This is a genomic window from Marinomonas sp. IMCC 4694 (genome assembly GCF_008122525.1).
Classification (GTDB): Bacteria; Pseudomonadota; Gammaproteobacteria; order Pseudomonadales; family Marinomonadaceae; genus Marinomonas.
Window position 1 is genome coordinate 386,163 of the sequence record NZ_VSRV01000001.1, and the last position, 24,021, is coordinate 410,183.

The window sequence follows — 24,021 nt, forward strand, 5'->3', positions numbered from 1 at the left end:
TAAACACAGGTGTCTTTGTGCTAAATAGCGACATCAAAAATGAAACGTCACTATAATTGTTAAGTTATGTAATCTTCAAGTAAAACAGACAAAAAAATCGTATCCTTAATGTTTTTTAAAGTAGATAAATTACGTCAAATCAGTACCTGTAAAGTTGGGTAATGGGAGTCAATATGCAGCAAAAAGATTTCCGAAAGTTAGGGTGCGCTGAATGCGCTTCTGGGAGTGATTTAGGGTTCGATTTCACCATGGCTTTTCAACCGATTGTCGATGTTCAAACTAAGCGCATTTTCGCCCAAGAAGCGTTAGTGAGAGGGCGGCGTGGAGAGAGCGCTTTTCATGTTTTTCAGCAGGTTAATGAGACAAATCGCTATCGCTTCGACCAAAGCTGTCGAGTTAAGGCCATTAAGTTGGCCGCCGAGCTAAACATTGCCCAAGACAGCTTTTTGAGCATTAATTTTTTACCTAATGCAGTGTATAAGCCAGAGCTTTGTATTCGGACTACGTTAAACGCCGCTGAGACATTTCAATTTCCCAAAGAGAAAATCATTTTTGAATTTACAGAGAATGAGCAAATTACCGACAGCCAGCATTTAGAATCGATTATTACACATTATCAGCAACAAGGTTTTTTAACCGCAACGGATGATTTTGGTTCAGGTTTTAATGGTCTGAATCAATTAGCAGATTTAAAAACAGATATGGCAAAAATCGACATGGTGTTAATACGCCACATTGATCAAGATCAAAAGCGACGCATTATTGTTCGCAATCTGGTGCGTTTGTTTAGCGATCTCGACATGACCCTTATTGCTGAAGGCGTTGAAACGCAAAATGAATTTCATGTACTTCGAGATATGGGGGTGCGCTTGTTTCAGGGGTATTATTTTGCTAAGCCCTGTTTTGAATCGCTGGCACCTGTTCATTGGGGGTGATCTTTTTGTACGTAATAATACGTATGTGTGTGCGTAGTCACCGCTAAGCAGGTTCGGTATTCGTACGAATTGTTTACACATTGTTAATCGTTCATCATTGATCCTCGTTCATTTTACCCATCAAATAAACAAAGATACAGGATGATAAAAACAATGAAATCCTTAAAATTTACAACGTTAATTGCGGCTACAACCGTAACAATAGGGGCCATGTCTCTTCCTGCTTTTGCAGCAGACAAAGTGTACAAGTTAACTATGGCAGAAACATGGGCGTCTAACTTCCCTATTTTCGGTGAAGCGCCACGTAACATGGCTCGTATCGCTGATGAAATGTCTAATGGACGTTTGAAAATCACGATCGATTCAGCTAACAAACACAAAGCACCATTGGGTATTTTTGATATGGTGCGCTCTGGCCAATACGATATGGGGCACTCTGCTTCTTATTATTGGAAAGGTAAAGTGCCAAACACTTTGTACTTTACAACCATGCCTTTTGGTATGATCACGCCTGAGCAATATGGTTGGTTCTACCACGGTGGTGGTATGGAACTGATGCAAAAAGTGTATCAACCCTTTGGATTGTTGTCTTTCCCTGGTGGTAACACAGGCAATCAAATGGGTGGCTGGTTTCAAAAAGAAATCAACTCACTGGATGATCTTCAAGGTCTGAAAATGCGTATTCCTGGTTTTGCAGGCGAAGTGTTAGCGAAATTAGGTGCAAAACCTACTAACATTGCTTCTGGCGAGCTTTACACAGCGCTTGAACGTCGCACAATTGATGCGCTTGAGTGGGTAGGGCCTTCACTTGACTTGCGTATGGGCTTCCACAAAATTGCTCCATATTACTACACAGGTTGGCATGAGCCAGCAACAGAGCTTCAATTCCTTGTGAATGAACGTTCATGGAAAAAACTTCCAGATGATTTACGCGAAATTCTTCGTGTGTCTATGAAGTTAGCCTCTTACGACATGTACATTCAGTCCTACCATGAAAGCGCAGAAAACTGGGCGACCATGAAAACAGAATACCCGAATGTACAGGTGAAAACCTTCCCGAAAGACGTTCTTGTGGCTATGAAACAAGCGAACCAAGAGCTGTTGGCTGAAAAAGCAGCGGAAGATCCATTGGCGAAAGAAATTTTAGAATCACAAGCCGATTACTTGAAAAAAGTACGCGTTTGGACCAATATTTCTGACCGCGCCTACCTTGATAGTGTTGATAGTTTAGCGGAATAAAACCTCTAAGCATGGCGAGCAAGGTTTGTTCGTCATGCTTTTTTCTAGGAGCTTGTTATGTCTTTAATACACCTAGAACGAGGGATTACTCGTTTCTCTAATCTACTTGGTGTTGTTTCAACCATCTTATTTCTCGCCTTACTCTGCAATGTTTTCTACGACGTTTTAATGCGTTACGCTTTCAATGATGTGTCTATTGGTATGCAAGAATTAGAGTGGCATCTGTATGCGGCGATCTTTTTGTTGGGCATTCCATACGGCATTCAACACGGTGGCCACGTTCGAGTTGACTTGATTTACGAAAATTTATCGATCCGTGGAAAAGCGTGGATTGATTTATTTGGTTGTGTGTTCTTTTTAATACCTTTTACCCTGTTAGTCGGCTATTACGGTGTGGGATTCGCCCACGAGGCTTTCGTACTTGGCGAAACCAGTGGTGACCCAGGTGGCTTACCTTATCGTTGGATTATTAAAGCCGTTATTCCCGTCGCTTTTTTCTCTATGACAATCAGTGGTTTAGGTATGCTTATTCGCTGTATTAATGTGTTGCGCGGCGTAAGCGAAGAGGGTTTTTCACACCCTCCTATCCAGCATTGATTCTTGCCTCAATTTTAAGTCTATAGGTTTTTTATGATTGGAATAATCATGTTTTTTGTTGCCCTAGTGTTGCTTTTACTAGGGTTCCCGGTAGCGTTTACCTTTGGTGGTATCGCCCTGATATTCGGCGTGTTCGCTGAAGGCTTTGATATGTTTGCCTTTATGCCGTTCCGCATACAAAGCTACATGGAAAATACCGTTATGATGGCGGTGCCTTTGTTTGTGTTTATGGGCATTGTGTTGCAGAAAACCAGACTGGCTGAGCAGCTGTTAGAAGCCATGGGTAAGTTGTTTGGTGGTGTTCGGGGTGGTTTGGCTATTTCGACGATTTTAGTCGGCGCTTTGTTAGCGGCGTCTACTGGAGTAGTAGGGGCAAGCGTTGTTGCAATGGGGCTTATCTCTTTGCCTGTCATGCTTAAGTACAACTACGACAAGTCTCTTGCCTGCGGTACCATTTGTGCTTCTGGTACGCTAGGGCAAATTATCCCACCATCGATTATTCTGATTATTTTGGGTGATGTCCTGGGGATTCCAGTAGGGGATCTATTCCAAGCGGCTTTGTTTCCAGGCATGATTTTGATTGGTTGCTACATCGTTTATATTTTGATTTTGACTTTTTTGAAGCCAGAAATGGCGCCAGCGATGCCTCAAGATTTAGACAATGAAACGCGAGCTCAGCAAATTGTGAGCGCACTTAAAGCGATCATTCCGCCTCTCGCGCTTGTTTTAATTGTTTTAGGGTCTATATTTACCGGCATTGCTACGCCGACTGAATCCTCTGCACTTGGTGGGGTCGGAGCGGTTATCTTGGCGCTAATCTATCGCCAGTTTAGTTGGAAAATGCTCTACGACAGTGGTTTAGAGACCGTTAAAGTCACCGCCATGGTGTTTGCCATTTTGATGGGCGCGACCGCATTCTCGATGGCGTTTAGTTATACCGGTGGCGACTACATCGTTGAAGAAGTGTTATTGAATTTGCCTGGCGAAAAATGGGGCTTCATCATTTTAGCAATGATTGCCATTTTGATTTTGGGCTTCTTTATCGACTTCGTTGAAATCGCGTTTATCATAGTGCCAATATTGGCGCCAGTGGCTGAAATGCTCGGCATCAACATGGTGTGGTTTGCTATCTTAATTGCGATGAACTTACAGACGTCATTTTTAACGCCGCCCTTTGGATTCAGTCTATTCTATTTAAAAGGCGTTGCTCCCAGTTCAATACGCACCACAGACATTTATAAAGGTGTGATGCCCTTCATTTTGATTCAGATTTTGGTGTTGGTCAGTATTATGGTCTTCCCTGCTTGGTATGGAATGGGCTAATCTCATCGCGGTCAGATGTTGATAGACTGAGCAGGTAATGAAACAAAAAGCGGAGATGTCTCCGCTTTTTTTATTGATTTTATGGGTGTCTAAAGGCATGTTCAGACGAGGCAAAATGCGTCACATTGTTAGAAAAGGTCGTCCATTGTGGGTTTAAAAAGTAAAATCATTCTACTGGCGGTTGCGCCACTGATTGTCGCCACGACGATCATTACGTATTTAGGGCTGCAATCAGCCCGTGATCTTGCGGCGCAAGAGTTGTCTATTTATGAATACAATCTGGTCAATGCCAAGAAGCAAGCTTTAAAGAACCACGTCAATATCGCCATGTCGGCGATTCGTCCGATCATCGAAAACACGCAGCTAGAGGACGCCGACGCTCAAGCGCAAGTAAAAAAAATATTGGCGGGATTGAGCTATGAGGACGATGGGTATTTTTTTGCCTATGAAATGTCGGGTGTGAATTTGGTTCACCCCACTCAGCCTGATTTTGTGGGTAAAAATTTATGGGACTTTCAAGACAGAACAGGGAATTATTTGATTCAGGGTCTGATTCGTGCCGCGCAAGCGGGTGGTGGTTATCATAGATACATTTGGGAAAAGCCCCCTCAGATGAGGCAAGAAGACAAACTGGGCTATGTGATTGCGGTGGATCGTTGGAATTGGATCATGGGCACAGGACTGTACTTGGATGACATTTATCGTGAGTTGGCGAAAACAAAAGCCACCATGAATGACAATATCCAACGCAGTTTTTTTGCCGTCATCGAAGTGGTCGTGGTGACGGTGATTTTAGTGATTTTGCTGGGTCTGGCGATCAATCTTCATGAGCATAAATTAGCCGATTCACGTCTTAAAGAAATGGCACAACGCTTTATGCGTTTGCAAGTCAGTGAACGCCGGGGCTTTTCACGAGAGTTGCACGATGGTATTAATCAGCTACTGGTCAGCTGTAAGTTTCGGATTGAGTTGGCCGAAAAAAAACTCAATCGCGACCATGAAAAAAGTATTATTCAGCAAGAGCTTTATAAAGCGGGGGATCTTATTAATCAGACGATCAGTGAAGTTCGTCAAATTTCCCATAACTTACGTCCAACTATTTTAGACGATTTAGGGCTGAATACGGCCTTAAATGCCTTGATTAACCAATTTACTGAGCGCACTGGAATTCAAGTGACCTATCGTTTCGACGTCACGTCAACGTTGCCTGATGAAATTGAGATCACCGTCTACCGTTTGACTCAAGAGTCATTAACGAATATTGAAAAGCACGCGAATGCCAAACAGATTTCATTATTGGTGATACAGTCTCCTCGTAATGTCATGTTTGAATGCAAAGACGATGGTGAAGGCTTCTCATCAAAGGCGGCTTTGTCTTCCGGCATAGGTTTGATCAATATGCGGGAGCGATTGGAATTGATTGGGGGGGATTTTATGCTGGAGTCTCAACGAGGTAAGGGCACGAAAGTGCATGCATTACTTCCGCTTAAACAGCGTCTTTAAGCCGTATTTAAAAGAGGAACCACAATGATAAAAAAAATCCGCGTTCTCTTAGTCGATGATCACATGTTAGTCCTCGATGGCCTTCAAGCTCGTTTAGAATTGGAGGGCAATATCGATATTATAGCGACCGCTTCCAATGGGCTTGAAGCCTTAGAAAAAGCCAAAGTGACACGGCCTGATCTAGTCTTAATGGATGTCTCCATGCCCGTATTAAATGGCCTTGAAGCGACAAAACGTTTTAAGGTTGAGCAGCCTAACGTGAAAATACTCATGTTGAGCATGCACAATGACAAAGAGTATATTCTGTCGTTAATTCAGTCTGGTGCAAATGGCTACGTGCTTAAAGATGTGTCTTCTGAAGAGCTGGTGCAGGCAATCAATACGGTCTATCAAGGCGGGACCTATTTCAGTTCTGGCGCGTCGGATGCGTTATTTTCAACCGTTGCAGTGCCTAAGCAATGCGATGAGCTAACCAAGCGAGAAATTGCGGTCTTAAAAGAAGTGGCCGTAGGCTTATCAAACAAAGAGATTGCTCAATTACTCAGCATTAGCGTTAGAACCGTAGAAACGCATCGTCAAAATTTAAAAAACAAATTAGACATTCACACCTCAGCAGGCCTTATCAAGTACGCCTTAGCGCATCATTTAATAGACTGATGCGCTAACAATACTAACGTTTGTAAGAACATTAAATACTCTCGCCTACCTCAATCTCAAATGGCAAATCAATAATTCTTTGTGACACCGGATTGCCTTGCAAACGAGATAATAAGTGCTCGGCGGCTAGGCGTCCCATTGTTTCACGAGGTGTGTTCACTGTGGCCAATAATGGCACCATGGCACGGGAAATGTCGTGACCATGAAAGCCGGCAATGCTCATATCGTGTGGAATGCTTAACCCCGCTTTTTGGCAGGCATACAGGGCGCCGATGGCTAAGTCATCATTGGTGCAAAAGATCCCATCGGTATCTGGCTGTTGAGCTAATGCTTGCTTAAGGAACGTGGCCCCGAGCGTAAACGAAGAGGCGCTGTTGGTTTTTAAGCATAAAGGCGTCAGTCCATGATCTCGCATAGCCGTTTCGTATCCCTGTATTTTCAACAAGGTACGATGATCCATTCGTGCGGCAAAGTAGACAATTTTTTGTCGGCCACGTTGAATCATAACGTCGGTCATGGCGTAAGCGGCGGCTTGGTTATTGATGCCGATGGCTTGTTCTATGGGAGGTGACACAGAATCCATGATTTCAATCACAGGAATTCCCGCCACTGCGAGCATTCTACGAACACGTTCCGTATGGTAGCTTTCAGAAATGATTAACCCATCGACGCTGTACGAGAGCAGCGTCGCAATGCGAGTTTCTTCGGCTTCTTGACTGTAGCCGTAATGGGCCAGCATGGTTTGGTAGCCAGCAGGCTCAAGCACGGACTCAATACCCCGTATCACTTCACCAAACACCTGGTTCGTCAAAGAAGGCAGCAATACCCCAATGGCGTGGCTTTTTGATTTAGATAAAATGTCCGGCGCGCGGTTTGGTATGTAACCTAGCTCGTCCAATGCGGCCGCGATGCTTACTTGCAACGGCTTAGAAACCTGATTTGGGTTCTTAAGAAAACGACTAACGGTCATTTTCGTGATGCCCACTAGATCAGCGACATCCTGTAGGGTAGGGCGTTTCTTTTTTATACCTGAGCGGCTCATGATAAGAGACATATCCAAAAATTGTTACCTGTAACATTAGCATAAGCGGCCCATGTCAAGAAACAAAAAATAGACGATCATGGCAGGGACATACACGATTAAAGAGAGGATATAGAAAACATGTAGAAAAAATAAAGAGAGAATATCCGTCGTAAGTCGTTTTGGTTGTTCCGTTAGGGGCACCGCTTTCGGCTTGTGCCCCGGATGACTTATTGGGCCGACAAAAGAGAAAGTGCTTGGTTTAACACCGCGTTCGCGTCTTGAGAAATATCAATCACCAGAGCCTCCTCTTGAGTGGGTTCTACTAGGGTTGCAAATTGGCTTTCTAGCATGTCACGCCCATTAAAGTAATGCCCATCGCGCTTTTGGTGACGTTGCCAAATGGTATCGATGTTGCCCTTCAAGTAAATCATTGTCACGTCGTTTAGACCGTTGCGCAACATAGCACGATATTCAGGCTTTAAGCCGGAGCAAGCAATCACCGCTGAGGTGTTGTTTTTGAGAATCGAGTTTAAAGTGGCCAGCCAGCCAGTACGATCGTCGTCTGTGAGTGGGATACCTTGGCGCATTTTATCCACGTTGGCTTGACTGTGGAAGTCATCACCGTCGAAAAAACGATACCCCAGAGTGTCGGCAATACTTTTGCCGATCAATGATTTCCCTGAACCTGACACGCCCAGTACTACAATTTTCTTTGTCATCTTCTTAAATCCTTGTCACCTTGCCTTATTCAGCAAGGTGGTGTCGTTCACAGAACCGTATTGAACGGCATGGTCTCAATGGGCTATTTCCACCAAAGGGCCAGCTCAGGAAAGAAAATAACCAGAGCAAGAACCGCGATTTGTAGACCAATAAAGGGCAACAAAGAACTGAATATTTCCCCTAAGCTGATGTCTTTTGGTGCCACCGATTTAAGGTAAAACGCCGCAGGGCCAAATGGAGGAGATAGGAATGACACCTGCATGTTCAGACAGAACACCACACCAAACCAGATAGGGTCTAAGCCAAGGCCGGTAATAATGGGCACGAAAATGGGCATGGTTAAAAGCGCAACACCGACCCAGTCTAGGAACATACCCAGTACTAACAAGATCAGCATCATGATCATGATGGTGCCCATAACACTGCCACCACTGAGAGCAAGAATGGTCTCTTCGACGAAATCAATACCGCCCATTAGGTTGTATACACCAACCAGTGCGGTGGCACCGATGCCGATCCAAATGATCATGCCGCAGGTGCTCATGGTGGCTTTTGCGCTGTCTTTGAGCATAGAGAAGTTTAATTCACCACGAATCGCTGCACTGATCACGATGCCCACAACGCCTAACGCAGAGGCTTCAGTGACCGAGGCCACTCCTGTATAAATACTGCCTAGCACCATCATGACCGTGAGCAATGGAAAAAGCAGCGCTTTGAAATAGTTAACATCACTCTCAGCGGCCAGCTCCTCTTCACTGGGCAAAGGCGCGTATTCTGGATGAATTCGGCAGATAATCAGCACGTAAGCCATGTAAGCAAAGGCTAAAATAAACGCCGGTAAAAATGCGGCTTTAAAGAGATCACCAATGGATACGCTGGCGGTCAAACCATAAATGATCAAGACAATGCTGGGCGGTAACATGGTGCCTAATGCACCACCGGCACAGGTCACGCCAATCGCCAGTTTGCGGTTGTAACCTAGGCGCAACATTTGCGGCAGGGCTAAAATACCCAACAGCACGGTTTCACCCCCGATGACGCCAGACATGGACGCGAGAACAATAGCGACTAATAACGTTTGTACGGCCACGCCGCCACGTAGTTTACGACCGAAGACCTTCATGGCGTCAAAGAGATCTCGGGCGATACCGGATCGATCTAAAAGGGCGGCCATTAAGACAAACATGGGCACCGCTAAAAACACATAGCTTCCGACAAACGCGTACAAGCGACTGGTGATCAGCGGCAGCGCGCCCACGCCAAACCAACCGATTGCAAACACCAACGCGACCAAGGCGGTTACAAACGCCAATTGCATGCCAGTAAGCAGTAACACAATCATGGAGCCGAGCATTAATAAACTGCCGTAGCCGATGCCCATCGCGGATAAATCAAACATGGTTGCGTTTCCTTAGGCCATTTATTTCTTGAATTAGGTGCAAAGCAAACTGCACAAACATGACGCTTAGTGTCATGAAAATCATGCCTTTTACTAAGGCGGGGAAAGCCGGGTTCCATGCGGATCCGGAGGTCTCTAAACGCACATCACCAAATGGCGTAAACCAAGAATCTTGTACCATTTGATAAGCGGCCCAGCTTAATAAACCTGAAAAAAACAGCCCCATAATATGATGGAAAATATTCAACCAGCGGCGAGTTCGGTCAGACACAATGTCATAAATAAGCACGACGCGAACATGCTTATTAATAGACAGCGCATAAATGCCGCCGTACACAAACAGACAGCCACCTAAAAAAGACGCGGTTTCATGCACCCAAATAGTCGGAGCGTTAAACACATAGCGCATAACGACTTCATAAAAAGAAATGGCAACAGTGAAAAGAAACAATAGGCTCAAGCCATTGCCAACCGTAAAAATAGCGCGATCTAGGCCGTTTTTTGGTTGCTCTGAATGGTCGGGTGCTTGCGAGTGAAGGTCGTCTTTCATGATCATAATCCAATGAAAAACAGGCGTTTAACCATAAACGCCTGTTTTTTGTCGCTTAAAGGATGGGCGGTTTAAAAAACGGATAGTAAGCGAATGGGACGCTTACAGAAGGCCGTTTGCTTCTAAATAAGTGGTAATAGAATCGTACACTTTTTGTGCATTTTCAGACCCTTTGGCAAACTCTTCCCACTGTGTACGAGCAATCGCACGGAACTTTTTACGTTCGTCCGCTGACCAGTCGTGGATCGTGATGTTTGGGTCTGCTTTCGCTGCTTTTACGGCCGCTTGGTCAGCAATGCGCAATTGTGTGGTGATATCTTCTGCAAAGTCACGTACTGACACGGTCAAAATAGACTGAATGTCCGCAGGCAGTTGGTCCCATTTTTTCTTATTCATTGAAACATCGATCAATGGTAAAGAGTGAAAACCAGGCTGAACGGGGTGTGTCGCAATGTCGTTCATGCCGGCTTTTTGGTTGGTTGAGAAAACCGTGTAATCCGCTGCGTCGATAACGCCTTTACTCAGCCCCGTGAACACTTCAGAACCCGGTAGGTTAACGGGTGCGGCGCCGGCTGCAGCAAATACGCGCTGAACCAATCCTTCAGGGGCACGCAATTTTAAACCTTTAAGATCGTCAACGCCGTTTAAAGGAACACGAGACACAAAAGATTCCACGCCGGTTGTCGAGCCACCAATGAATTTCACACCGTAAGGGGCGTAAAGTTCGTTCATAAGCTCGTAACCGCCACCGTAATTAATGTATTGCAGAAGTTGTTGAGTATTTGACCACGCACCGACGGTATTACCGATTAAACCAAAAGCAGGGTCTTTACCGGAGAAGAATTCTGTCGCTGTAATTTGACCATCCAAGATGCCCATTTTGATGCCGTCTAAGGTTTCTGTGTGCTTGAAAATACTGCCAACAGGAAGTAAGTTGATTTTCACGCGGCCATTGGTCATGGCTTCAACACGGTTAGCCCATTCTTTTTGCACTTGAAAGTTTTTATCGCCCGCTGGATCAGAAGATTGGAACTTGAAGTTGTAATCAGCAGCGATGGCAGACGTTGATAAAACGCCAGCCATTGCGGCGGTCAGTAGCGTGGTGCTTAATTTACTCATAATTGTGCTTCCCATTATTTTTTTTTGAAAAAGCCATTGTTCAGAACGACTTTTAGGAAATGTGCTTATCGTTTACGGCAGATGTTACCGGTAACTAACGGCGATGTTACCGATAACATTTCACTGTCGTCAAGAGGGCGTACTCAAGAAAGTGACTTTTGAGCCATGTCATGAGGGTAGATGATTGATATCCATAGTGTTTATTTTTGATATTTTTTAGAGAATCATAGCGTGAATACGAGTAAGCTCCCTTTTTAGTCGATACAAAGCGTTACATAGACCATTCTAAAAAGGACATTCAAGCATGGCTCGTTGGGGGTTACGTGGTAAGTCGCTGTTTGCTTTGGCCAGCAGTTGTGTGTTTGCGTTGTTGATCATTGCGGTGATCGGCTGGTCTTTTATCCAAAAGGGGCAGGAATACGCAGCAGAAAACTACGCCAATAGCGTTACACAATTAAATTATCAGCGTATTTTGACGCCGATATCGAGAGAAGTGGCCTTGGCGGAGCGTTTTGCCAATGCTGTGGTGGTCAGGCGCTGGTTATCCAATCCAGAGGATTCTTTTCTAGCCAAGCAGTGGCGTGAGGAAGCTCAGGGGTATCTTGATACGTTTCAGAATCATGCGTTGTTTATTGTGAATGATGTGACGCGTCACTATTACTTTGCCGATGCCGACACACCTTTGTCCACGGTACCGATTTATACTCTCGACGAGACGAAAAAAGCCGATCAATGGTATTTTTCCACCGCCTCTAGGGACGCGACTTTCCGCATTAATGTCAATTACGATGAAGTGCTAAAAGCGATGAAAGTCTGGATTAACGTACCAGTTCGAGAGCAAGGCGATTTTATTGGGTTGGCGGGGACCGGGTTTTCGTTAGGGCGCTTCACGACGCAATTTCTTGAAAGCCACGTTCAGGGTGTGACACCGTTCATTATTAACGCCCGCGGCGGTATTGAGGTTCATCGCGATACCGCACTGATCGCATATCATGCACAACAAAGCGGCAACAAGACAGGGTCCATTTACGCTTTACTGGATAATGACGTGTCTAAGGGGCTGGTCGAAGACGCGTTGACCCGTGCACAGCAAAGCGAGGGGCAAGTTGTGACGGTGAAAGTACAGCAAGGTGGCCGCAAACAACTGATGTCGTTTGTGTATTTTCCCTTGCTGGATTGGTTTGTCGTGAGCAATATTGATCTGGCCAATGTCCGTCTTTTTGATTCTGGCCTGGTGTTGCCAGCGGTCAGTGTGTTTGTGTTGTTACTGATTATTCTATTGATTGTATTTGGCTTTGTGGTGGAGCGTTTGTTGATCACCCCGATTCGACATCTGCAGTTGTCTGCTCGTGCGATTTCTAGTGGTTCTTATAATATTGCCCTTACGGCTGACAGCAATGATGAAATTGGTGATTTAAGCAAAACCTTCAATAAAATGGCTCGCCAAGTAAGGCACCATACCCAAGAACTGGAAGAGAAAGTGCAGGTGCGTACGGCAGAGCTAAAAAAAGCCCATGAAAAAGTCGTCGAAGCGCACGACAAAATGGAAGCGTCAATCGACTACGCCAGTTTGATTCAGAAATCCATTTTGCCGGATCGTCAGATGCGACAGTTTTTAGGGGAAGATCACAGCGTGATTTGGCGCCCTAGAGACGTGGTTGGAGGCGATTTCTATGTTTTTCACACCCGTGACGAAGGCTGTTTATTGGGGGTGGTGGATTGCGCTGGGCACGGCGTACCGGGCGCCTTGATGACCATGTTAATGCGCGCCGCGATTGATTATTCGATTGCTCGAGTCGGGCTAACCGATCCGGCGGCTTTGCTGAGTGTCATCGATGAAACATTGCGTTCGATGTTAAGTGAAGAGGTGAGTGCCAATAAGGTGGCGACCAACGCCGATGTCGGCTTGGTTTATGTGCCAAAAGACGGCAGCGATATGTGTTTTTCTGGGGCTAAAATTGCCCTGTATGCGAGCAATGGCGATGCGTGTATTAAGTACGACTCTGGTCGACGCTCGTTGGGTGATCGGCGTCGTGGTGAATACGAAAATAGGCATTTACCCATGGCGGGCTGGACATATTACATGGCGACCGATGGCTTTTTAGACCAGTCAGGCGGTGCGAAGAATTTTGGTTTTGGTAATAAACGGTTTGAAGCGCTGCTTAAAAGCCACGCCTCGTTGTCGCTGAAGGAGCAAGCGGCGTCTTTTGAAAATGCGCTTGACCAATACATGGGCAATCAACCGCAACGAGATGACATTACTTTGCTGTCTTTTCGATTTGATGCCAGCCATAAATCGTTATTATAGGAGATAAAATGAGTTCACCGGATTTATATGAACTGAGGGAGCGCTTTGAAGCGGATACCATTTTATTGTGTTTCAATGGTCCTATTTCTCGTAGCTTAATTGAAGAAATTGGTCACGCCCTGAAAAACTACCTGAAGTCGGAACAATTATCACCCGCGTCCGCTTTGGATGTCTTTGCGGCCTATATTGAGCTCACACAAAATATTCGTCATTACGCGACCGCGTCATCATTACCTGGTGCTGACACGGCCACGGTGATCGTGAGCCACTACCAAGGCTGTTATCGTGTGGCGGCTGGCAATATCGTTAAACTTGATGATGGCAATCAATTGGTGGCACGTATTGAATCGCTTGCTAAAATGGATAAAGTAGAACTAAAAGCCGCTTATAAAGCGCAGCTGCGTAAACCGAGAGACGAAAGTGCGGTGACGGGAGCTGGGCTTGGGTTAATCGACATGGCTCGAAAATCTTCCCAGCCGATGAAGGCAACACTTAAATATATCGGTAATGGCACGGCGTATTTTAGTTTAAGCATACAAATTTGAGTACATAACTATGAAAGACTTACTAATAGAAGGAACGGCGTCGTCTCCAGCGGTAAGAGGGGAGTGGCAGCACGGCGTCTTGTATATGGAGGGGGACTCTTACCCAGAAAACTCCTATGAATTATATCGTACTCTTGTGGCTTGGATTGCGAGTTACCTCAAAGAGTCGTCCGAATCACTGACCCTTGAATTGACCTTGTTGTATCTTAATACCAGCAGCATCAAGGTGATGATGGATATATTTGATGACATGGAAGCCAGTTTTCAGCAAGGCCGTCAGGTGGCGGTAAATTGGTATTTTGATGAAGAAAACGAGCGTGTTGCCGAGTTAGCAGAAGAATTTAAAGAAGACTGTACTTTTCCATTTAGCATTATAGGCAAATAAATGAAGACGGATGTGACGGAGCTTGAGCAAACCATTGAGCATATTTTGGCCACAACCGAGTATCAGGCGCACCCAGCTTACCAAGCATTGAGTCAACTTTGGGAGGTGACCCAATTTCAATGGGAGCGTATGGACCGTTTGACGCGCCTGTCGGATTCGTATCAAGATATGATGATTCAGCGTGAGAAAAGCCTTAGCGAGCGTTTCGACAAGCATTTGCGACAGCTAGAAAAAATAACCCGTATTTCAGACCGATATCAACGTAGCTTACGCCAGCTCAATACCGAATTAGAAAAAACGGCCTCAATGGATCCACTTACTGACTTACCGAACCGTCGTTTGATGATGAAACAGTTATCTCAAGCGTTCTATCAACAAGGCGATACGTCAGCGCACAAAAAATCAGTGGATCCCCTTTGTATTGCGATGATCGACATTGATTATTTTAAGCAAGTAAACGATGACTTTGGCCACCAAGTGGGTGACGATGTGCTCATCGCATTGGGTCAGTTAATGCAAAATGTGGTGGAGCGCCATGGCGTGATTGGTCGTTGGGGCGGTGAGGAATTTTTAGTCATTCTAACGTCTTGTCCACTCCATGAAGCCATGGCACTGATGGAGTTACTGCGTACTAAAGTGAGTGAGTTTTCTTTGAGCGTCGATGAGAGCCAGGTAACGACCAGCGTCAGTATTGGGGTGGTGGAATATCAGCCGGTCGATTCGATGGACTCTTTGTTGTTCAGAGCTGACAGTGCGTTGTATTCGGTGAAGTCCAAAGGGCGCAACAGTGTGATGGCCGGCTAATAGTCTTTCTATTGGCTTTTTGACTCGATAAAGCACGTTTATCATGAGAACCCTATTATGGCGGCGATAGACATTCCAGAAGTCCACAAATTCATTGAAACGATACCTCCTTTTGCCAGCTTATCTTTAGCTGAACGTAAGCAAATGCTGACAGGGGTGTCCATGTTGTATGTGCGTCAAGGGCAAACGTTAGCCTTAAAAGACGAGGCGGCTACGGTGCATCTTATTCGACGCGGGGCGTGTGAAATCCGCACACCCAAAGGGGGGCTGGTGGATCAAATCGCCGATGGCGAGTGTTTTGGCGTGTCGAGTGTATTAGCGCAAAACCCAGATGGTTTGCAAGTGGTCGCAATGGAAGACAGCTTGGTGTATCGCTTTGAAAAAATACATTTTATTGAGATGCTTAAAAAAAACGATGCGTTTGGTTTGTTTTTTGAGCACACGCAACATCATCGTTTGCGCAAACTTTCTCGCAGCCAAAGTAATGAACTCGCCACCCCCGCTCTGCAATTATCGACCCCTGTCGCCAACATAATGACGCGTCAGCTTGTTTTGGCGTCGCCAGAAGAAAGCGTACAAACCATTGCGATTCGTATGACGGAAGCGCGAGTGAGCTCGATTTTGGTCGTGGAAAACGAACGCTTGTTAGGGATTGTGACAGATCGAGATTTGCGTTCGCGTATTCTCGCATTAGGCGGTTCTTCCAGTGCCTTGGTTAGAGATACCATGACAGCGGATCCCGTCAGTTTATTGCCCACGGCGTTGGTCATGCAGGCACAAACCTTGATGAGTGAAAGCAATATTCACCACCTACCCATTGTAGACGAAGATCAACATGCGGTGGGTATGTTGACCGCGGCGGACTTATTGCGCCATCAAGAGCTGAGCCCATTGTTGTTGATTAATCAAATTCATCGTCAACAATCCATCAGCCGCCTCGCGCAGGTTTGTAAGCAGTGGCCAACTTTGATTATTAATTTAATTGTGACCGACATGAAACCTGCCGACGTGGGCAACGTGCTGGCAACCATCAGTGATAATTTAACACGGCGAGTGATTGAATTGGCTCTGGAACAAGTGGGCCCTGCACCGATGGATTTTCAGTTCATGGTATTTGGTTCTCAAGCCAGACGAGACCAATCACTTGGCAGCGATCAAGACAATGGTTTAATGCTAGAGCGTGAGCCCACTACAGAAGAAAGTACGTATTTTGCGGCCTTGTCTGAGTGTATTTGCCAAGGTTTGGCGCAATGCGGTATTCGTCTTTGTCCGGGTAATATTATGGCCAGCAACCCGGAATGGCGCCGCACACAGTCGGGTTGGCAGCAAGCCTTTTCAAACTGGGTCAAAAGCAGTGCGCCAAGCGCTTTGCTGCATGCCAGCATCTTTTTTGATATTCGTTGCGTGTATGGCAACAACGAGCCTGTGGACCAATTGATCAAGGGGTTACAGCTTGAGATCAGTAAAAACAGTGTATTTTTGGCGACCTTAACACGCAGCGCTCTTGTAACGAAGCCACCGTTGGGCTTCTTTCGGCATTTTCTTTTAGAGTCGTCTGGAGAGCACAAAAATCAACTGGATCTTAAACACCAAGGTTTGGCGTTGATTAACGATCTCGCTCGATTGTATGGCTTGTCGTGTCGTACTTACCGAGCCGGTACCTTGGGGCGTATTGAGCAAGCTATTAGAGAAAAACTCATCAGTGTCGACACTGGGCGCAATTTAATCGACGCCTGGGACAGTTTAAATGGCTTGCGTTTAGAAGCCCAAAGCCGACATTGGCAAGCCACAGGCAGCGCCAGCGCGTATCTTGATCCAAAGGCATTAAGCCCCTTAGAGCGTAAGCATCTGAAAAGTACTTTTGGCATTATCAGTGATGTTCAAGACGTGGCGCAGCAGCGTTTTTTACGAGGCTACAGCTAAACGATGGCTTGGAATATAGTACGAGCATTGACGGCATGGCGCGAGTCTCAGCAATCGATGAAATGCCCTTGGGAAGAGCGAGATTATTTGGTTTTGGACATAGAAACGTCGGGACTGGATGCCAAACAAGACCAGATCGTCAGCGTTGGCTGGGTGTGTATTCACCATGGTGTCATTGAATTAGACAGTGCCCGCCACATTGTGCTGGAAAACGCGGACATAGGGCACAGTGTTGGTATTCACATGATTACCGACGCGGATGTGCTGGAGCACGGAAAAAAACAACAAAGTGTATTGCGCTATTTACGGCACCTGTTGCGGCATCGAATTTTAGTGATGCATCATGCGCCATTGGAGCTCAGCTTTTTAAAACAGGTGTGGCAAACAGAAAAACTCCCAAGTTTTTCGATACGCTGGCTAGACACGTTAGCGATTGAGCGTGCAAAAGCCGCTCGCTCCCAGCAGCCAATCCAAGAAGGGGGCTTTCGCCTAGGGGCGTGTCGAGAGCGTTATGGCCTGCCAGAATACCAAGGGCACGACGCGTTAACCGATGCGTTAGCGACCGCCGAACTACTGCTGGCACAAATTGCTTACCAAGGCAAAGAGTGCCGATTACACGACTTAAACCAAATGGGGGGAGGGCGAGTGACGCTCTCGACGCGTTAGCATGTTGGTTAATCGTAATAAGCGTTTACTGAACGCGCCTTTTTACCCTTTTTAATCCGTCATAAGCCGCTATAGTAAGGAGCGTACATAGGCCTCAAGATCGGGTTTTTTGCCATGATCAAAAAAACATTGCTGGAAACGTTCGCCAGATACCGCGGTTTTAATCAGCGCTGGGTCCATGGCGTTTAGACCATCCAAGTAGTTGTTTTTCATGGTGGCGGCTTTTACCATATTCAAGATGCCAGCGTTTTTCACCTGAGGGTCTTTGCGTTCAACCGGATACCCTTCGCCGCGCGGTCCGGTGAAGGCTTTTTCAAAGATGTAGCGCGCGTTCAGCTCTGCCGCCCAACCGAAGCCTTTTGCAAACGCCATGGCAATGGCGTTGCCGTTATTGATTTGATTGAACAAAAAAGCATCAGAAGGTTCTAGGCAGTAACCGCACACCACACCAGGGTGAGCGTTCAGTGACATCATGGCGCCTTGGCCTGTGCCACAGCCAGAGACAACAAAATCCACCGCGTTTGAATTTAATAATAGGCTGGCCATAATACCAAGATGAATGTACGTCAAGTGGTGATCGTTTTCGTCACTCATGCCAACGTTGAACACATCGTGATTCAATGGGCCTGCGGCGGCGTTGAGCTGTTCTAAAATCGCCGCGTTTTTGCTCGCTTGGCTGTTTTCCATCATCAGTGCAATTTTCATCATTTTCTCCTGAATTCGTGTCAATGGTTGCGTTTTACGGTGTGGCTCAAAGAAAGTCTTTTCGAACGGGGGTAAAGTTGTCTAGCAAGACCCCAGGCTCTAAACAGCGACAACCGTGCACGACATTTGGCGCTTTATAAAGGGTGTCGCCGGGGCCAACAATCTTGGTGTCGTCCCCTATGGTGAATTCAAACTTGCCTGATAATACGTAGGTTAATTGTTCATGCGGGTGATGATGTAAAGGCCCTATTGCGTCTTTTTCAAAATGCACTTCAACGGCCATGATGTTCTCTGAATAAGCCATTATTTTACGTGAGACACCTTTTCCAAGATCTTCCAAAGGGACTTCATTATTGTAAATAAACATAGGACAGCTCTTTGTATTCTTGTGTTAGATGGCATCACTATAACATTAATAAAACAATATTAAATATTTTATAAAAAGCTGTTTCATTTATTTTTTTAAAATAGAGGCCTAAACGCCCTCTCATTTTTGAGTATTAAACTTGTGCAATCTCGCTCGTTTTATTTCGAATGGCCAAGTTTTACCGATACTTTCTCGGCCGCTGCACGCAGCAAATCTACATAGGTTTCAAATTTTTCAGGCGTGTAGCGCAGCGTTGGGAAAGACAAGCTTACCCCAGCAATCACCTTGCCTAGTCGGTCATAAATTGGCGCCGCTATGCAGCGTAATCCCTCTTCTTGTTCTTCGTTATCCACCCCGTAGCCAAGGTCTCTAACTTCTTTGAGTTCCAATAAGAGCGAGTCTATGGATCGATGCGTTTTGGCGGTTGACGGCAAAAAATCAGTGTCTTTTAAGATATCTCGAACATCGCTTTCTGAACGTTCTGCTAATAGCACCTTGCCGATCGCAGTAGAATACAGTGGATTACGGCGGCCAACGCGGGATTGCATGCGCAAATTGTACTGAGCATCCACTTTATGAATGTAAATAATCCCATCTCCATCGCGAATACCAAGGTGCAATGCTTCTTTTGTTAGCTCGCCGATACGTGACATGTAAGGTTCGGTCAGCTCGACCAGGTCGACATGCTCTAAGGCGCGCGCACTGACTTCAAACAGTTTTAGCGTCAGAGAATAGCGGTCAAAATCCTCTTCTTGCGAGACAAACCCAAGCATTTTCATCGTTTGTAAAAAACGATAAACCGTACTTTTTGATGTCATGACGATTTGAGACAGTTCCGTTACACCCAAAGATTTGTGTTCTGCTAGCGCGTTCAGGATAGCAAATACCTTCATTACTGAAGATACCGGCTCGATTTGGTGGTTTTTTTCATCATTGATCATAGTGGTTTCATTTTTTTTGAAAAGCGTTTCTGTTGTGTGTCTATGAAATTGTAAAGTAATTCTCCTTTTAGTGACATGATCACTTTTCAAAAAGGCACGTACTGTGCCATTTCTTTGGCTTTTAACGAGCCAGCCAGCCACCGTCTACGGCAATGGTATAGCCGTTGACGTACCGAGAAGCTTCCGACGCTAAGAAAATAATTGGCCCTGCCATGTCATCAGGTGTGCCCCAGCGGCCTGCCGGAATGCGGCTTAAAATCTCATCGGAACGCTCTTTATCTGCGCGTAAAGCGTCGGTGTTGTTGGTGGCCATGTAGCCTGGGGCTATGGCGTTCACATTGATGCCGTGTTGTGCCCATTCATTGGCAAGCAAGCGAGTAACGCCCATGACGCCACTTTTTGATGCGGTGTAAGAGGGCACTCGAATTCCTCCTTGATAAGACAACATAGAGGCAATATTGATGATGTTGCCAGACGTTCCCTGAACAATCACCTGTTTCGCAAAGCCCTGCGACATAAAGAAGACCGCTTTGATGTTCAAATCCATGACATCGTCCCAATCTTTCTCGGTAAAATCTATCGCGTCATTCCTGCGAATAATACCAGCGTTATTCACCAGAATGTCGACTTTACCAAACGCCGATACCGCTTCTTTCACTACGTGAGCGACATTGTCTATTTTGCTCATATCGGCAATAACGCTGTGAAATTGACGGCCTGTTTTGGCCATTAACGCCATCGTTTCCTCTGGAACGCCTCGGTTCACACCGACAATATCAGCGCCTGCGTTTGCTAGGGCTAAAGCCATTCCTTGACCAAGTCCTGTATTACAGCCTGTTACAATGGCGACTTTACCCGTTAGATCGAACATAATGCTTCCTCGTGTTTTACGCATGATACTGGCCGTAAAGGTGATGTTTATTTGCCGCAGAGTGAACATCTTAGAAGAATGAAAAATAAATAACAATGATCAATTTAATTTTTAGAAACACCATTTCATTTTATTTATTTTGTTTTCCCCAAGGTTTTTTAGGCGTCTATTCAGTCATGTTAAGTGGCGGTAGGCTGATTGCTTAATGCCCTGAATTTTCCTGGTGGTAAGCCTGCTGAGCGTTTAAAGAAACGTGAGAAATAGCCAGGGTCTTTAAAGCCCAAGTCATAACTGATTTCTTCTACGGAGCGGGCGGTGTAAATCAAGCGGCGTTTCGCTTCCAGTAATAGTCTGTCATGTATCAAATCTAGCACGCTTTGATTAAACGTGGTTTTGCTCATTCGGTTTAAGCGGCTGATTGAAGTACCCAGAGCATCGGCGTATTGATGACTGCTCCAATGTTCACGGTAGTGGTTTTCAATTAATTCTTTTAACGACAAAGCGTGATGATTGTACGCTCTGCTGGCGGCACTGGATTTGTCGTGACGATGTTGTCGATGCAGTAGCAGCAAAATGGCTTTGATCAGGTATTCGCTCATCAGTGCTCGTCCCTCGCGCATCCGTGATGCCTCATTTTCAAGCTGCTGAATCAACGGCCAGAGTTCTGAAAACAGATTTCGATGGCCATTAAAGTCAATATGAAGGGCCTGACTCAATAAAGGTTTGATGTACATGGCGGCCTTTTCTTGGTACGCATCTTCCAGTAAAGATTCGGCAATACTGATCACTCGTCCGTCGGTGTCGGGTGCAAAGCAAAAGCCATGTACAACGCCCGCTGGCACAATAATCGCCCACGCACCTTGTAACGTCTGTTGCTGTTCATCGAGTTGCACGTGGGCTTGCCCAGACTTTAAGATGAGAATTTGAAACAGCTGAGCGTGGCGATGAGGGCTTATTTTCCAGCCTAAGTCGCTGCTGCGGGAGGCAATGTCTTCAATATGGAAAAAATCAGGGTCATCAATCCCGCTGGATTCTCCATACAGGCCAAAGTGCGGAATGGTCGCTTGCTTCATATAAGCTCGTTTATTGTCAGTTGATTGTTAAAAAGTGTACTTTTTACCGCGTTTTAGACGTGGCGATTAAACTATAGAATCGCCATTAAAATGGCAAACTTTGTAAATATAAGGATTAACCATAGTAAAAAATACACTTTTATACGGTTTTAACCGGACGTTATCCTGCTTCCGCGTACAAAAAGTACAATTTTTTAATCAGAAAGCACCTAACGTATTCTGCCTTTACTCTTCAATATAGTGACCGTTCTTATGCTGATGTTGTTCAGTATGCAAAATAACAATAATGTGGAGAAAAGAGATGAAGACTCAAGTTGCTATTATTGGGGCTGGCCCCTCTGGATTATTACTGGGCCAGTTATTGGCTAAGCAGGGCATTGATAACGTGGTCATTGAGCGCGCTGCAGGTGAGTACATTTTAGGTCGCATTCGCGCGGGTGTTCTCGAACAAGGTATGACGGATTTACTGCGCGAGGCAGGCGTGGGCGAACGTATGGATCGCGAAGGTCAAGTTCACCACGGCGTGGAATTGGCTTTCAATAATAAGCGTGTAAAAATCGATTTGGATACCCTCACCGGCGGCAGCACGGTCATGGTGTATGGCCAAACCGAAGTCACTCGAGATCTGATGGAAGCGCGAGAAAATGCCGGTCTGACCACGTATTATGAATCCAGTAATGTGGTGTTGCATGATGTCAAAACCGACCTGCCTTTTGTTACCTTTGAGCAAGGTGGCACCGAGTATCGTCTTGATTGCGATTACATCGCGGGCTGTGATGGCTTTCATGGTGTCTCTCGCCAAACCATCCCTGAATCGTCTCGTAAAGAATTTGAACGAGTGTATCCGTTCGGTTGGTTAGGTATTTTGTCGGACACGCCGCCAGTGAACGAAGAGCTTATTTATTGTAAAACCGATCGTGGCTTTGCCATGACCAGTATGCGTTCTGCCACTCGATCACGCTATTATTTGCAAGTTCCTTTAACCGACAAAGTCGAAGATTGGAGCGATGACGATTTTTGGACAGAGTTAAAGCGTCGTTTGCCCGATGATGTGGCTGAGAAGTTGGTAACAGGCCCAAGTATTGAGAAAAGCATTGCGCCGTTGCGCTCTTTTGTTTGTGAACCTATGCAATATGGCCATTTATTTTTGGTTGGCGATGCGGCGCATATCGTGCCGCCAACCGGTGCTAAAGGGCTGAATTTAGCGGCCTCAGATGTGGCCACGCTGACTAAAGTGCTGACGCGCGTTTACAAACAGGGCGATAAAGACTGTATTTCTCAATATTCCGACATTTGTCTGCGTCGTGTTTGGCATGGGGAGCGCTTCTCCTGGTGGATGACCAGTATGTTGCACGACTTCAGCGGGGAAAGCGCGAGTCAGATGGATGCACAAACCCATGATAGGTTTATGAGTTCAGAACTGAATTTTTATACCGACAATGAAGCTGGGCGCCGTGTCATTGCGTTGCAATATGTAGGGCTGCCTTACGAAGATTTGTCTTAAACCGCCGCCGGTGAGGCGGCCATAAAAGCCGTGAACCCATGAAGGGCAATACGATACAGATCACCGCCACTCCATGGTGTTTAATGGCGGCTGGATTCGTTCTTCTAGCCGCAACATTTCTTGTATTTTTTATGACTTCCGCAGAAGCAGGGGTCATTCCGCTGAGGTGTTTTTTCCACAAGTTGAGTAATGGGTTTGTTGAGGGCAACCGTCAACGCCGTAATGTCCTCTTGCGCCTCACGATCAATACGGATGTCTGCACACAAATCGTGAGCGATTAAGAGCGTGCTTATTTCACGCTCACGTTCAGGGGTTTGCACTCGTAAGGCAAGTGGATTTTCTTCACTGCCTGATTTTACCGTCGGCTTCGGCTGATAATTGCCTTGATTGTGTTTGCCCATGATATCGGGTCTTCCACGATAGAAAAATTTTGACACGCATATTCCTAATGGTCGTTTTGCAGTCGCTCACAGTGAGTGGCTGAAGAAGCCGCAGTCTATCAGAATTCAGAATGGTTAGCGCATCTCTATTACGGTTTCTGCTGCATCTCATCAGGAGGTTCTCTGTTTACCCGAGTCAGCATTGAATACAGGCTAGGAGCGGTTGTGTATTGATCCAGAAAAGCGTCTTTGTGTGAAAAGAGAAAGAGGTTGTTAGGTCATAAATATTGTGTTTAATCGATGAAAATAAGACTTTTTTATGCAGAAATAAAAGGCGTGCATGTCTTTTATAGGTGCGGATTGATTTTTATAAATACTATTAAAATCATCATATTAGTGAAGATTTTTGTGGCGATTAAAACAGATAAAAGGTCCGTTTTTCAAAAAAAGACAGTGAGCCTATCCAATTTATCAATACCACAA

The 24,021-nt window shown here is 45.7% G+C and carries 24 protein-coding genes; 13 read left to right on the forward strand and 11 right to left on the reverse strand.

Features of this window, described 5'->3' with window-relative positions; all coding sequences use genetic code 11:
• The first annotated feature begins 173 nt into the window (after positions 1 to 173).
• The 6 genes from FXV75_RS01780 to FXV75_RS01805 all read left to right on the forward strand — a co-directional run bounded on the left by FXV75_RS01780 (position 174) and on the right by FXV75_RS01805 (position 6,254).
• Entirely contained in the window at positions 174 to 935 is a 762-nt protein-coding gene (locus FXV75_RS01780; RefSeq protein WP_148830906.1) for an EAL domain-containing protein, read from the forward strand.
• A gap of 153 nt (positions 936 to 1,088) precedes the next feature.
• A complete protein-coding gene (locus FXV75_RS01785) occupies positions 1,089 to 2,174 on the forward strand; it encodes a TRAP transporter substrate-binding protein (protein ID WP_148830907.1) in 1,086 nt (361 codons plus the stop codon).
• 57 nt (positions 2,175 to 2,231) lie between these two features.
• Complete coding sequence (locus tag FXV75_RS01790) at positions 2,232 to 2,771, forward strand: TRAP transporter small permease subunit (RefSeq protein ID WP_148830908.1); 540 nt, start codon at positions 2,232 to 2,234, stop codon at positions 2,769 to 2,771.
• A 33-nt stretch (positions 2,772 to 2,804) separates the two neighbouring features.
• Positions 2,805 to 4,094, forward strand: a complete 1,290-nt coding sequence (locus tag FXV75_RS01795) for a TRAP transporter large permease subunit (RefSeq protein ID WP_148830909.1) — start codon at positions 2,805 to 2,807, stop codon at positions 4,092 to 4,094.
• 147 nt (positions 4,095 to 4,241) lie between these two features.
• Positions 4,242 to 5,597: a cache domain-containing protein gene (locus tag FXV75_RS01800; protein ID WP_148830910.1), complete on the forward strand. Its 1,356-nt coding sequence runs from the start codon at positions 4,242 to 4,244 to the stop codon at positions 5,595 to 5,597.
• A gap of 24 nt (positions 5,598 to 5,621) precedes the next feature.
• Positions 5,622 to 6,254, forward strand: a complete 633-nt coding sequence (locus FXV75_RS01805; protein ID WP_148830911.1) for a response regulator transcription factor — start codon at positions 5,622 to 5,624, stop codon at positions 6,252 to 6,254.
• 31 nt (positions 6,255 to 6,285) lie between these two features.
• Here FXV75_RS01805 and gntR read toward each other — a convergent pair whose 3' ends face one another.
• From gntR to FXV75_RS01830, 5 genes are all read right to left on the reverse strand, one after another.
• Positions 6,286 to 7,308, reverse strand: a complete 1,023-nt coding sequence (gene gntR, locus FXV75_RS01810; protein ID WP_410428250.1) for a gluconate operon transcriptional repressor GntR — start codon at positions 7,306 to 7,308, stop codon at positions 6,286 to 6,288.
• Positions 7,309 to 7,505: 197 nt separating this feature from the next.
• Positions 7,506 to 7,997 (reverse strand): gluconokinase, encoded by a 492-nt coding sequence (locus tag FXV75_RS01815; protein ID WP_148830912.1) that lies wholly within the window; start codon positions 7,995 to 7,997, stop codon positions 7,506 to 7,508.
• Between the two features lie 83 nt (positions 7,998 to 8,080).
• Complete coding sequence (locus FXV75_RS01820; RefSeq protein WP_148830913.1) at positions 8,081 to 9,397, reverse strand: TRAP transporter large permease subunit; 1,317 nt, start codon at positions 9,395 to 9,397, stop codon at positions 8,081 to 8,083.
• Positions 9,390 to 9,947 (reverse strand): TRAP transporter small permease subunit, encoded by a 558-nt coding sequence (locus tag FXV75_RS01825; protein ID WP_148830914.1) that lies wholly within the window; start codon positions 9,945 to 9,947, stop codon positions 9,390 to 9,392. Before FXV75_RS01825 ends, FXV75_RS01820 begins: the two co-directional genes overlap by 8 nt.
• Positions 9,948 to 10,049: 102 nt before the next feature.
• Complete coding sequence (locus tag FXV75_RS01830) at positions 10,050 to 11,066, reverse strand: TRAP transporter substrate-binding protein (RefSeq protein WP_148830915.1); 1,017 nt, start codon at positions 11,064 to 11,066, stop codon at positions 10,050 to 10,052.
• 304 nt (positions 11,067 to 11,370) lie between these two features.
• Between FXV75_RS01830 and siaA the strand changes: the two genes are divergently transcribed.
• From siaA to FXV75_RS01860, 6 genes are read left to right on the forward strand one after another with little or no spacing between them, the layout of a single operon-like run.
• Positions 11,371 to 13,374: a biofilm regulation protein phosphatase SiaA gene (gene siaA / locus FXV75_RS01835; RefSeq protein ID WP_148830916.1), complete on the forward strand. Its 2,004-nt coding sequence runs from the start codon at positions 11,371 to 11,373 to the stop codon at positions 13,372 to 13,374.
• A gap of 8 nt (positions 13,375 to 13,382) precedes the next feature.
• The gene (gene siaB / locus FXV75_RS01840) at positions 13,383 to 13,919 is read left to right on the forward strand and encodes a biofilm regulation protein kinase SiaB (protein WP_148830917.1); all 537 of its coding nucleotides are present in this window, start codon (positions 13,383 to 13,385) and stop codon (positions 13,917 to 13,919) included.
• Positions 13,920 to 13,929: 10 nt separating this feature from the next.
• Positions 13,930 to 14,304 (forward strand): biofilm regulation phosphoprotein SiaC, encoded by a 375-nt coding sequence (gene siaC, locus FXV75_RS01845; RefSeq protein ID WP_148830918.1) that lies wholly within the window; start codon positions 13,930 to 13,932, stop codon positions 14,302 to 14,304.
• Complete coding sequence (locus tag FXV75_RS01850) at positions 14,305 to 15,108, forward strand: diguanylate cyclase domain-containing protein (RefSeq protein ID WP_148830919.1); 804 nt, start codon at positions 14,305 to 14,307, stop codon at positions 15,106 to 15,108. It abuts the gene before it with no gap.
• 57 nt (positions 15,109 to 15,165) lie between these two features.
• Positions 15,166 to 17,031: a DUF294 nucleotidyltransferase-like domain-containing protein gene (locus tag FXV75_RS01855; protein ID WP_148830920.1), complete on the forward strand. Its 1,866-nt coding sequence runs from the start codon at positions 15,166 to 15,168 to the stop codon at positions 17,029 to 17,031.
• A gap of 3 nt (positions 17,032 to 17,034) precedes the next feature.
• Entirely contained in the window at positions 17,035 to 17,697 is a 663-nt protein-coding gene (locus FXV75_RS01860) for a 3'-5' exonuclease (protein WP_148830921.1), read from the forward strand.
• 69 nt (positions 17,698 to 17,766) lie between these two features.
• Here FXV75_RS01860 and FXV75_RS01865 read toward each other — a convergent pair whose 3' ends face one another.
• The 5 genes from FXV75_RS01865 to FXV75_RS01885 form a co-directional block, all read right to left on the reverse strand.
• Positions 17,767 to 18,402 carry an RpiB/LacA/LacB family sugar-phosphate isomerase gene (locus FXV75_RS01865; protein ID WP_148835157.1) on the reverse strand — a complete coding sequence of 212 codons (636 nt, stop codon included), beginning with the start codon at positions 18,400 to 18,402 and terminating at the stop codon, positions 17,767 to 17,769.
• Between the two features lie 46 nt (positions 18,403 to 18,448).
• A complete protein-coding gene (locus FXV75_RS01870) occupies positions 18,449 to 18,769 on the reverse strand; it encodes a cupin domain-containing protein (RefSeq protein WP_148830922.1) in 321 nt (106 codons plus the stop codon).
• A 158-nt stretch (positions 18,770 to 18,927) separates the two neighbouring features.
• Complete coding sequence (gene kdgR, locus FXV75_RS01875) at positions 18,928 to 19,710, reverse strand: DNA-binding transcriptional regulator KdgR (RefSeq protein WP_148830923.1); 783 nt, start codon at positions 19,708 to 19,710, stop codon at positions 18,928 to 18,930.
• 121 nt (positions 19,711 to 19,831) lie between these two features.
• Positions 19,832 to 20,581 carry a 2-dehydro-3-deoxy-D-gluconate 5-dehydrogenase KduD gene (gene kduD / locus FXV75_RS01880; protein ID WP_148835159.1) on the reverse strand — a complete coding sequence of 250 codons (750 nt, stop codon included), beginning with the start codon at positions 20,579 to 20,581 and terminating at the stop codon, positions 19,832 to 19,834.
• 179 nt (positions 20,582 to 20,760) lie between these two features.
• On the reverse strand, positions 20,761 to 21,654 hold the full coding sequence (locus FXV75_RS01885; protein ID WP_148830924.1) for a helix-turn-helix domain-containing protein: 894 nt from the start codon (positions 21,652 to 21,654) through the stop codon (positions 20,761 to 20,763).
• A 301-nt stretch (positions 21,655 to 21,955) separates the two neighbouring features.
• Here FXV75_RS01885 and pobA point away from each other — a divergent pair, with 301 nt between their 5' ends.
• Positions 21,956 to 23,158 carry a 4-hydroxybenzoate 3-monooxygenase gene (gene pobA, locus FXV75_RS01890; protein WP_148830925.1) on the forward strand — a complete coding sequence of 401 codons (1,203 nt, stop codon included), beginning with the start codon at positions 21,956 to 21,958 and terminating at the stop codon, positions 23,156 to 23,158.
• Positions 23,159 to 23,262: 104 nt separating this feature from the next.
• Here pobA and FXV75_RS01895 read toward each other — a convergent pair whose 3' ends face one another.
• Positions 23,263 to 23,595 carry a PBPRA1643 family SWIM/SEC-C metal-binding motif protein gene (locus FXV75_RS01895; protein ID WP_148830926.1) on the reverse strand — a complete coding sequence of 111 codons (333 nt, stop codon included), beginning with the start codon at positions 23,593 to 23,595 and terminating at the stop codon, positions 23,263 to 23,265.
• Positions 23,596 to 24,021: the final 426 nt, after the last annotated feature.

Bases quoted from the DNA above. Each gene is read 5' to 3' on its own strand.
- FXV75_RS01780 (WP_148830906.1), top strand. From the start codon at position 174: ATGCAGCAAAAAGATTTCCGAAAGTTAGGGTGCGCTGAATGCGCTTCT.
- FXV75_RS01785 (WP_148830907.1), top strand. From the start codon at position 1,089: ATGAAATCCTTAAAATTTACAACGTTAATTGCGGCTACAACCGTAACA.
- FXV75_RS01790 (WP_148830908.1), top strand. From the start codon at position 2,232: ATGTCTTTAATACACCTAGAACGAGGGATTACTCGTTTCTCTAATCTA.
- FXV75_RS01795 (WP_148830909.1), top strand. From the start codon at position 2,805: ATGATTGGAATAATCATGTTTTTTGTTGCCCTAGTGTTGCTTTTACTA.
- FXV75_RS01805 (WP_148830911.1), top strand. From the start codon at position 5,622: ATGATAAAAAAAATCCGCGTTCTCTTAGTCGATGATCACATGTTAGTC.
- gntR (WP_410428250.1), bottom strand. From the start codon at position 7,308: ATGTCTCTTATCATGAGCCGCTCAGGTATAAAAAAGAAACGCCCTACC.
- FXV75_RS01815 (WP_148830912.1), bottom strand. From the start codon at position 7,997: ATGACAAAGAAAATTGTAGTACTGGGCGTGTCAGGTTCAGGGAAATCA.
- FXV75_RS01820 (WP_148830913.1), bottom strand. From the start codon at position 9,397: ATGTTTGATTTATCCGCGATGGGCATCGGCTACGGCAGTTTATTAATG.
- FXV75_RS01825 (WP_148830914.1), bottom strand. From the start codon at position 9,947: ATGAAAGACGACCTTCACTCGCAAGCACCCGACCATTCAGAGCAACCA.
- FXV75_RS01830 (WP_148830915.1), bottom strand. From the start codon at position 11,066: ATGAGTAAATTAAGCACCACGCTACTGACCGCCGCAATGGCTGGCGTT.
- siaA (WP_148830916.1), top strand. From the start codon at position 11,371: ATGGCTCGTTGGGGGTTACGTGGTAAGTCGCTGTTTGCTTTGGCCAGC.
- siaB (WP_148830917.1), top strand. From the start codon at position 13,383: ATGAGTTCACCGGATTTATATGAACTGAGGGAGCGCTTTGAAGCGGAT.
- siaC (WP_148830918.1), top strand. From the start codon at position 13,930: ATGAAAGACTTACTAATAGAAGGAACGGCGTCGTCTCCAGCGGTAAGA.
- FXV75_RS01850 (WP_148830919.1), top strand. From the start codon at position 14,305: ATGAAGACGGATGTGACGGAGCTTGAGCAAACCATTGAGCATATTTTG.
- FXV75_RS01855 (WP_148830920.1), top strand. From the start codon at position 15,166: ATGGCGGCGATAGACATTCCAGAAGTCCACAAATTCATTGAAACGATA.
- FXV75_RS01860 (WP_148830921.1), top strand. From the start codon at position 17,035: ATGGCTTGGAATATAGTACGAGCATTGACGGCATGGCGCGAGTCTCAG.
- FXV75_RS01865 (WP_148835157.1), bottom strand. From the start codon at position 18,402: ATGAAAATTGCACTGATGATGGAAAACAGCCAAGCGAGCAAAAACGCG.
- FXV75_RS01870 (WP_148830922.1), bottom strand. From the start codon at position 18,769: ATGTTTATTTACAATAATGAAGTCCCTTTGGAAGATCTTGGAAAAGGT.
- kdgR (WP_148830923.1), bottom strand. From the start codon at position 19,710: ATGATCAATGATGAAAAAAACCACCAAATCGAGCCGGTATCTTCAGTA.
- kduD (WP_148835159.1), bottom strand. From the start codon at position 20,581: ATGTTCGATCTAACGGGTAAAGTCGCCATTGTAACAGGCTGTAATACA.
- FXV75_RS01885 (WP_148830924.1), bottom strand. From the start codon at position 21,654: ATGAAGCAAGCGACCATTCCGCACTTTGGCCTGTATGGAGAATCCAGC.
- pobA (WP_148830925.1), top strand. From the start codon at position 21,956: ATGAAGACTCAAGTTGCTATTATTGGGGCTGGCCCCTCTGGATTATTA.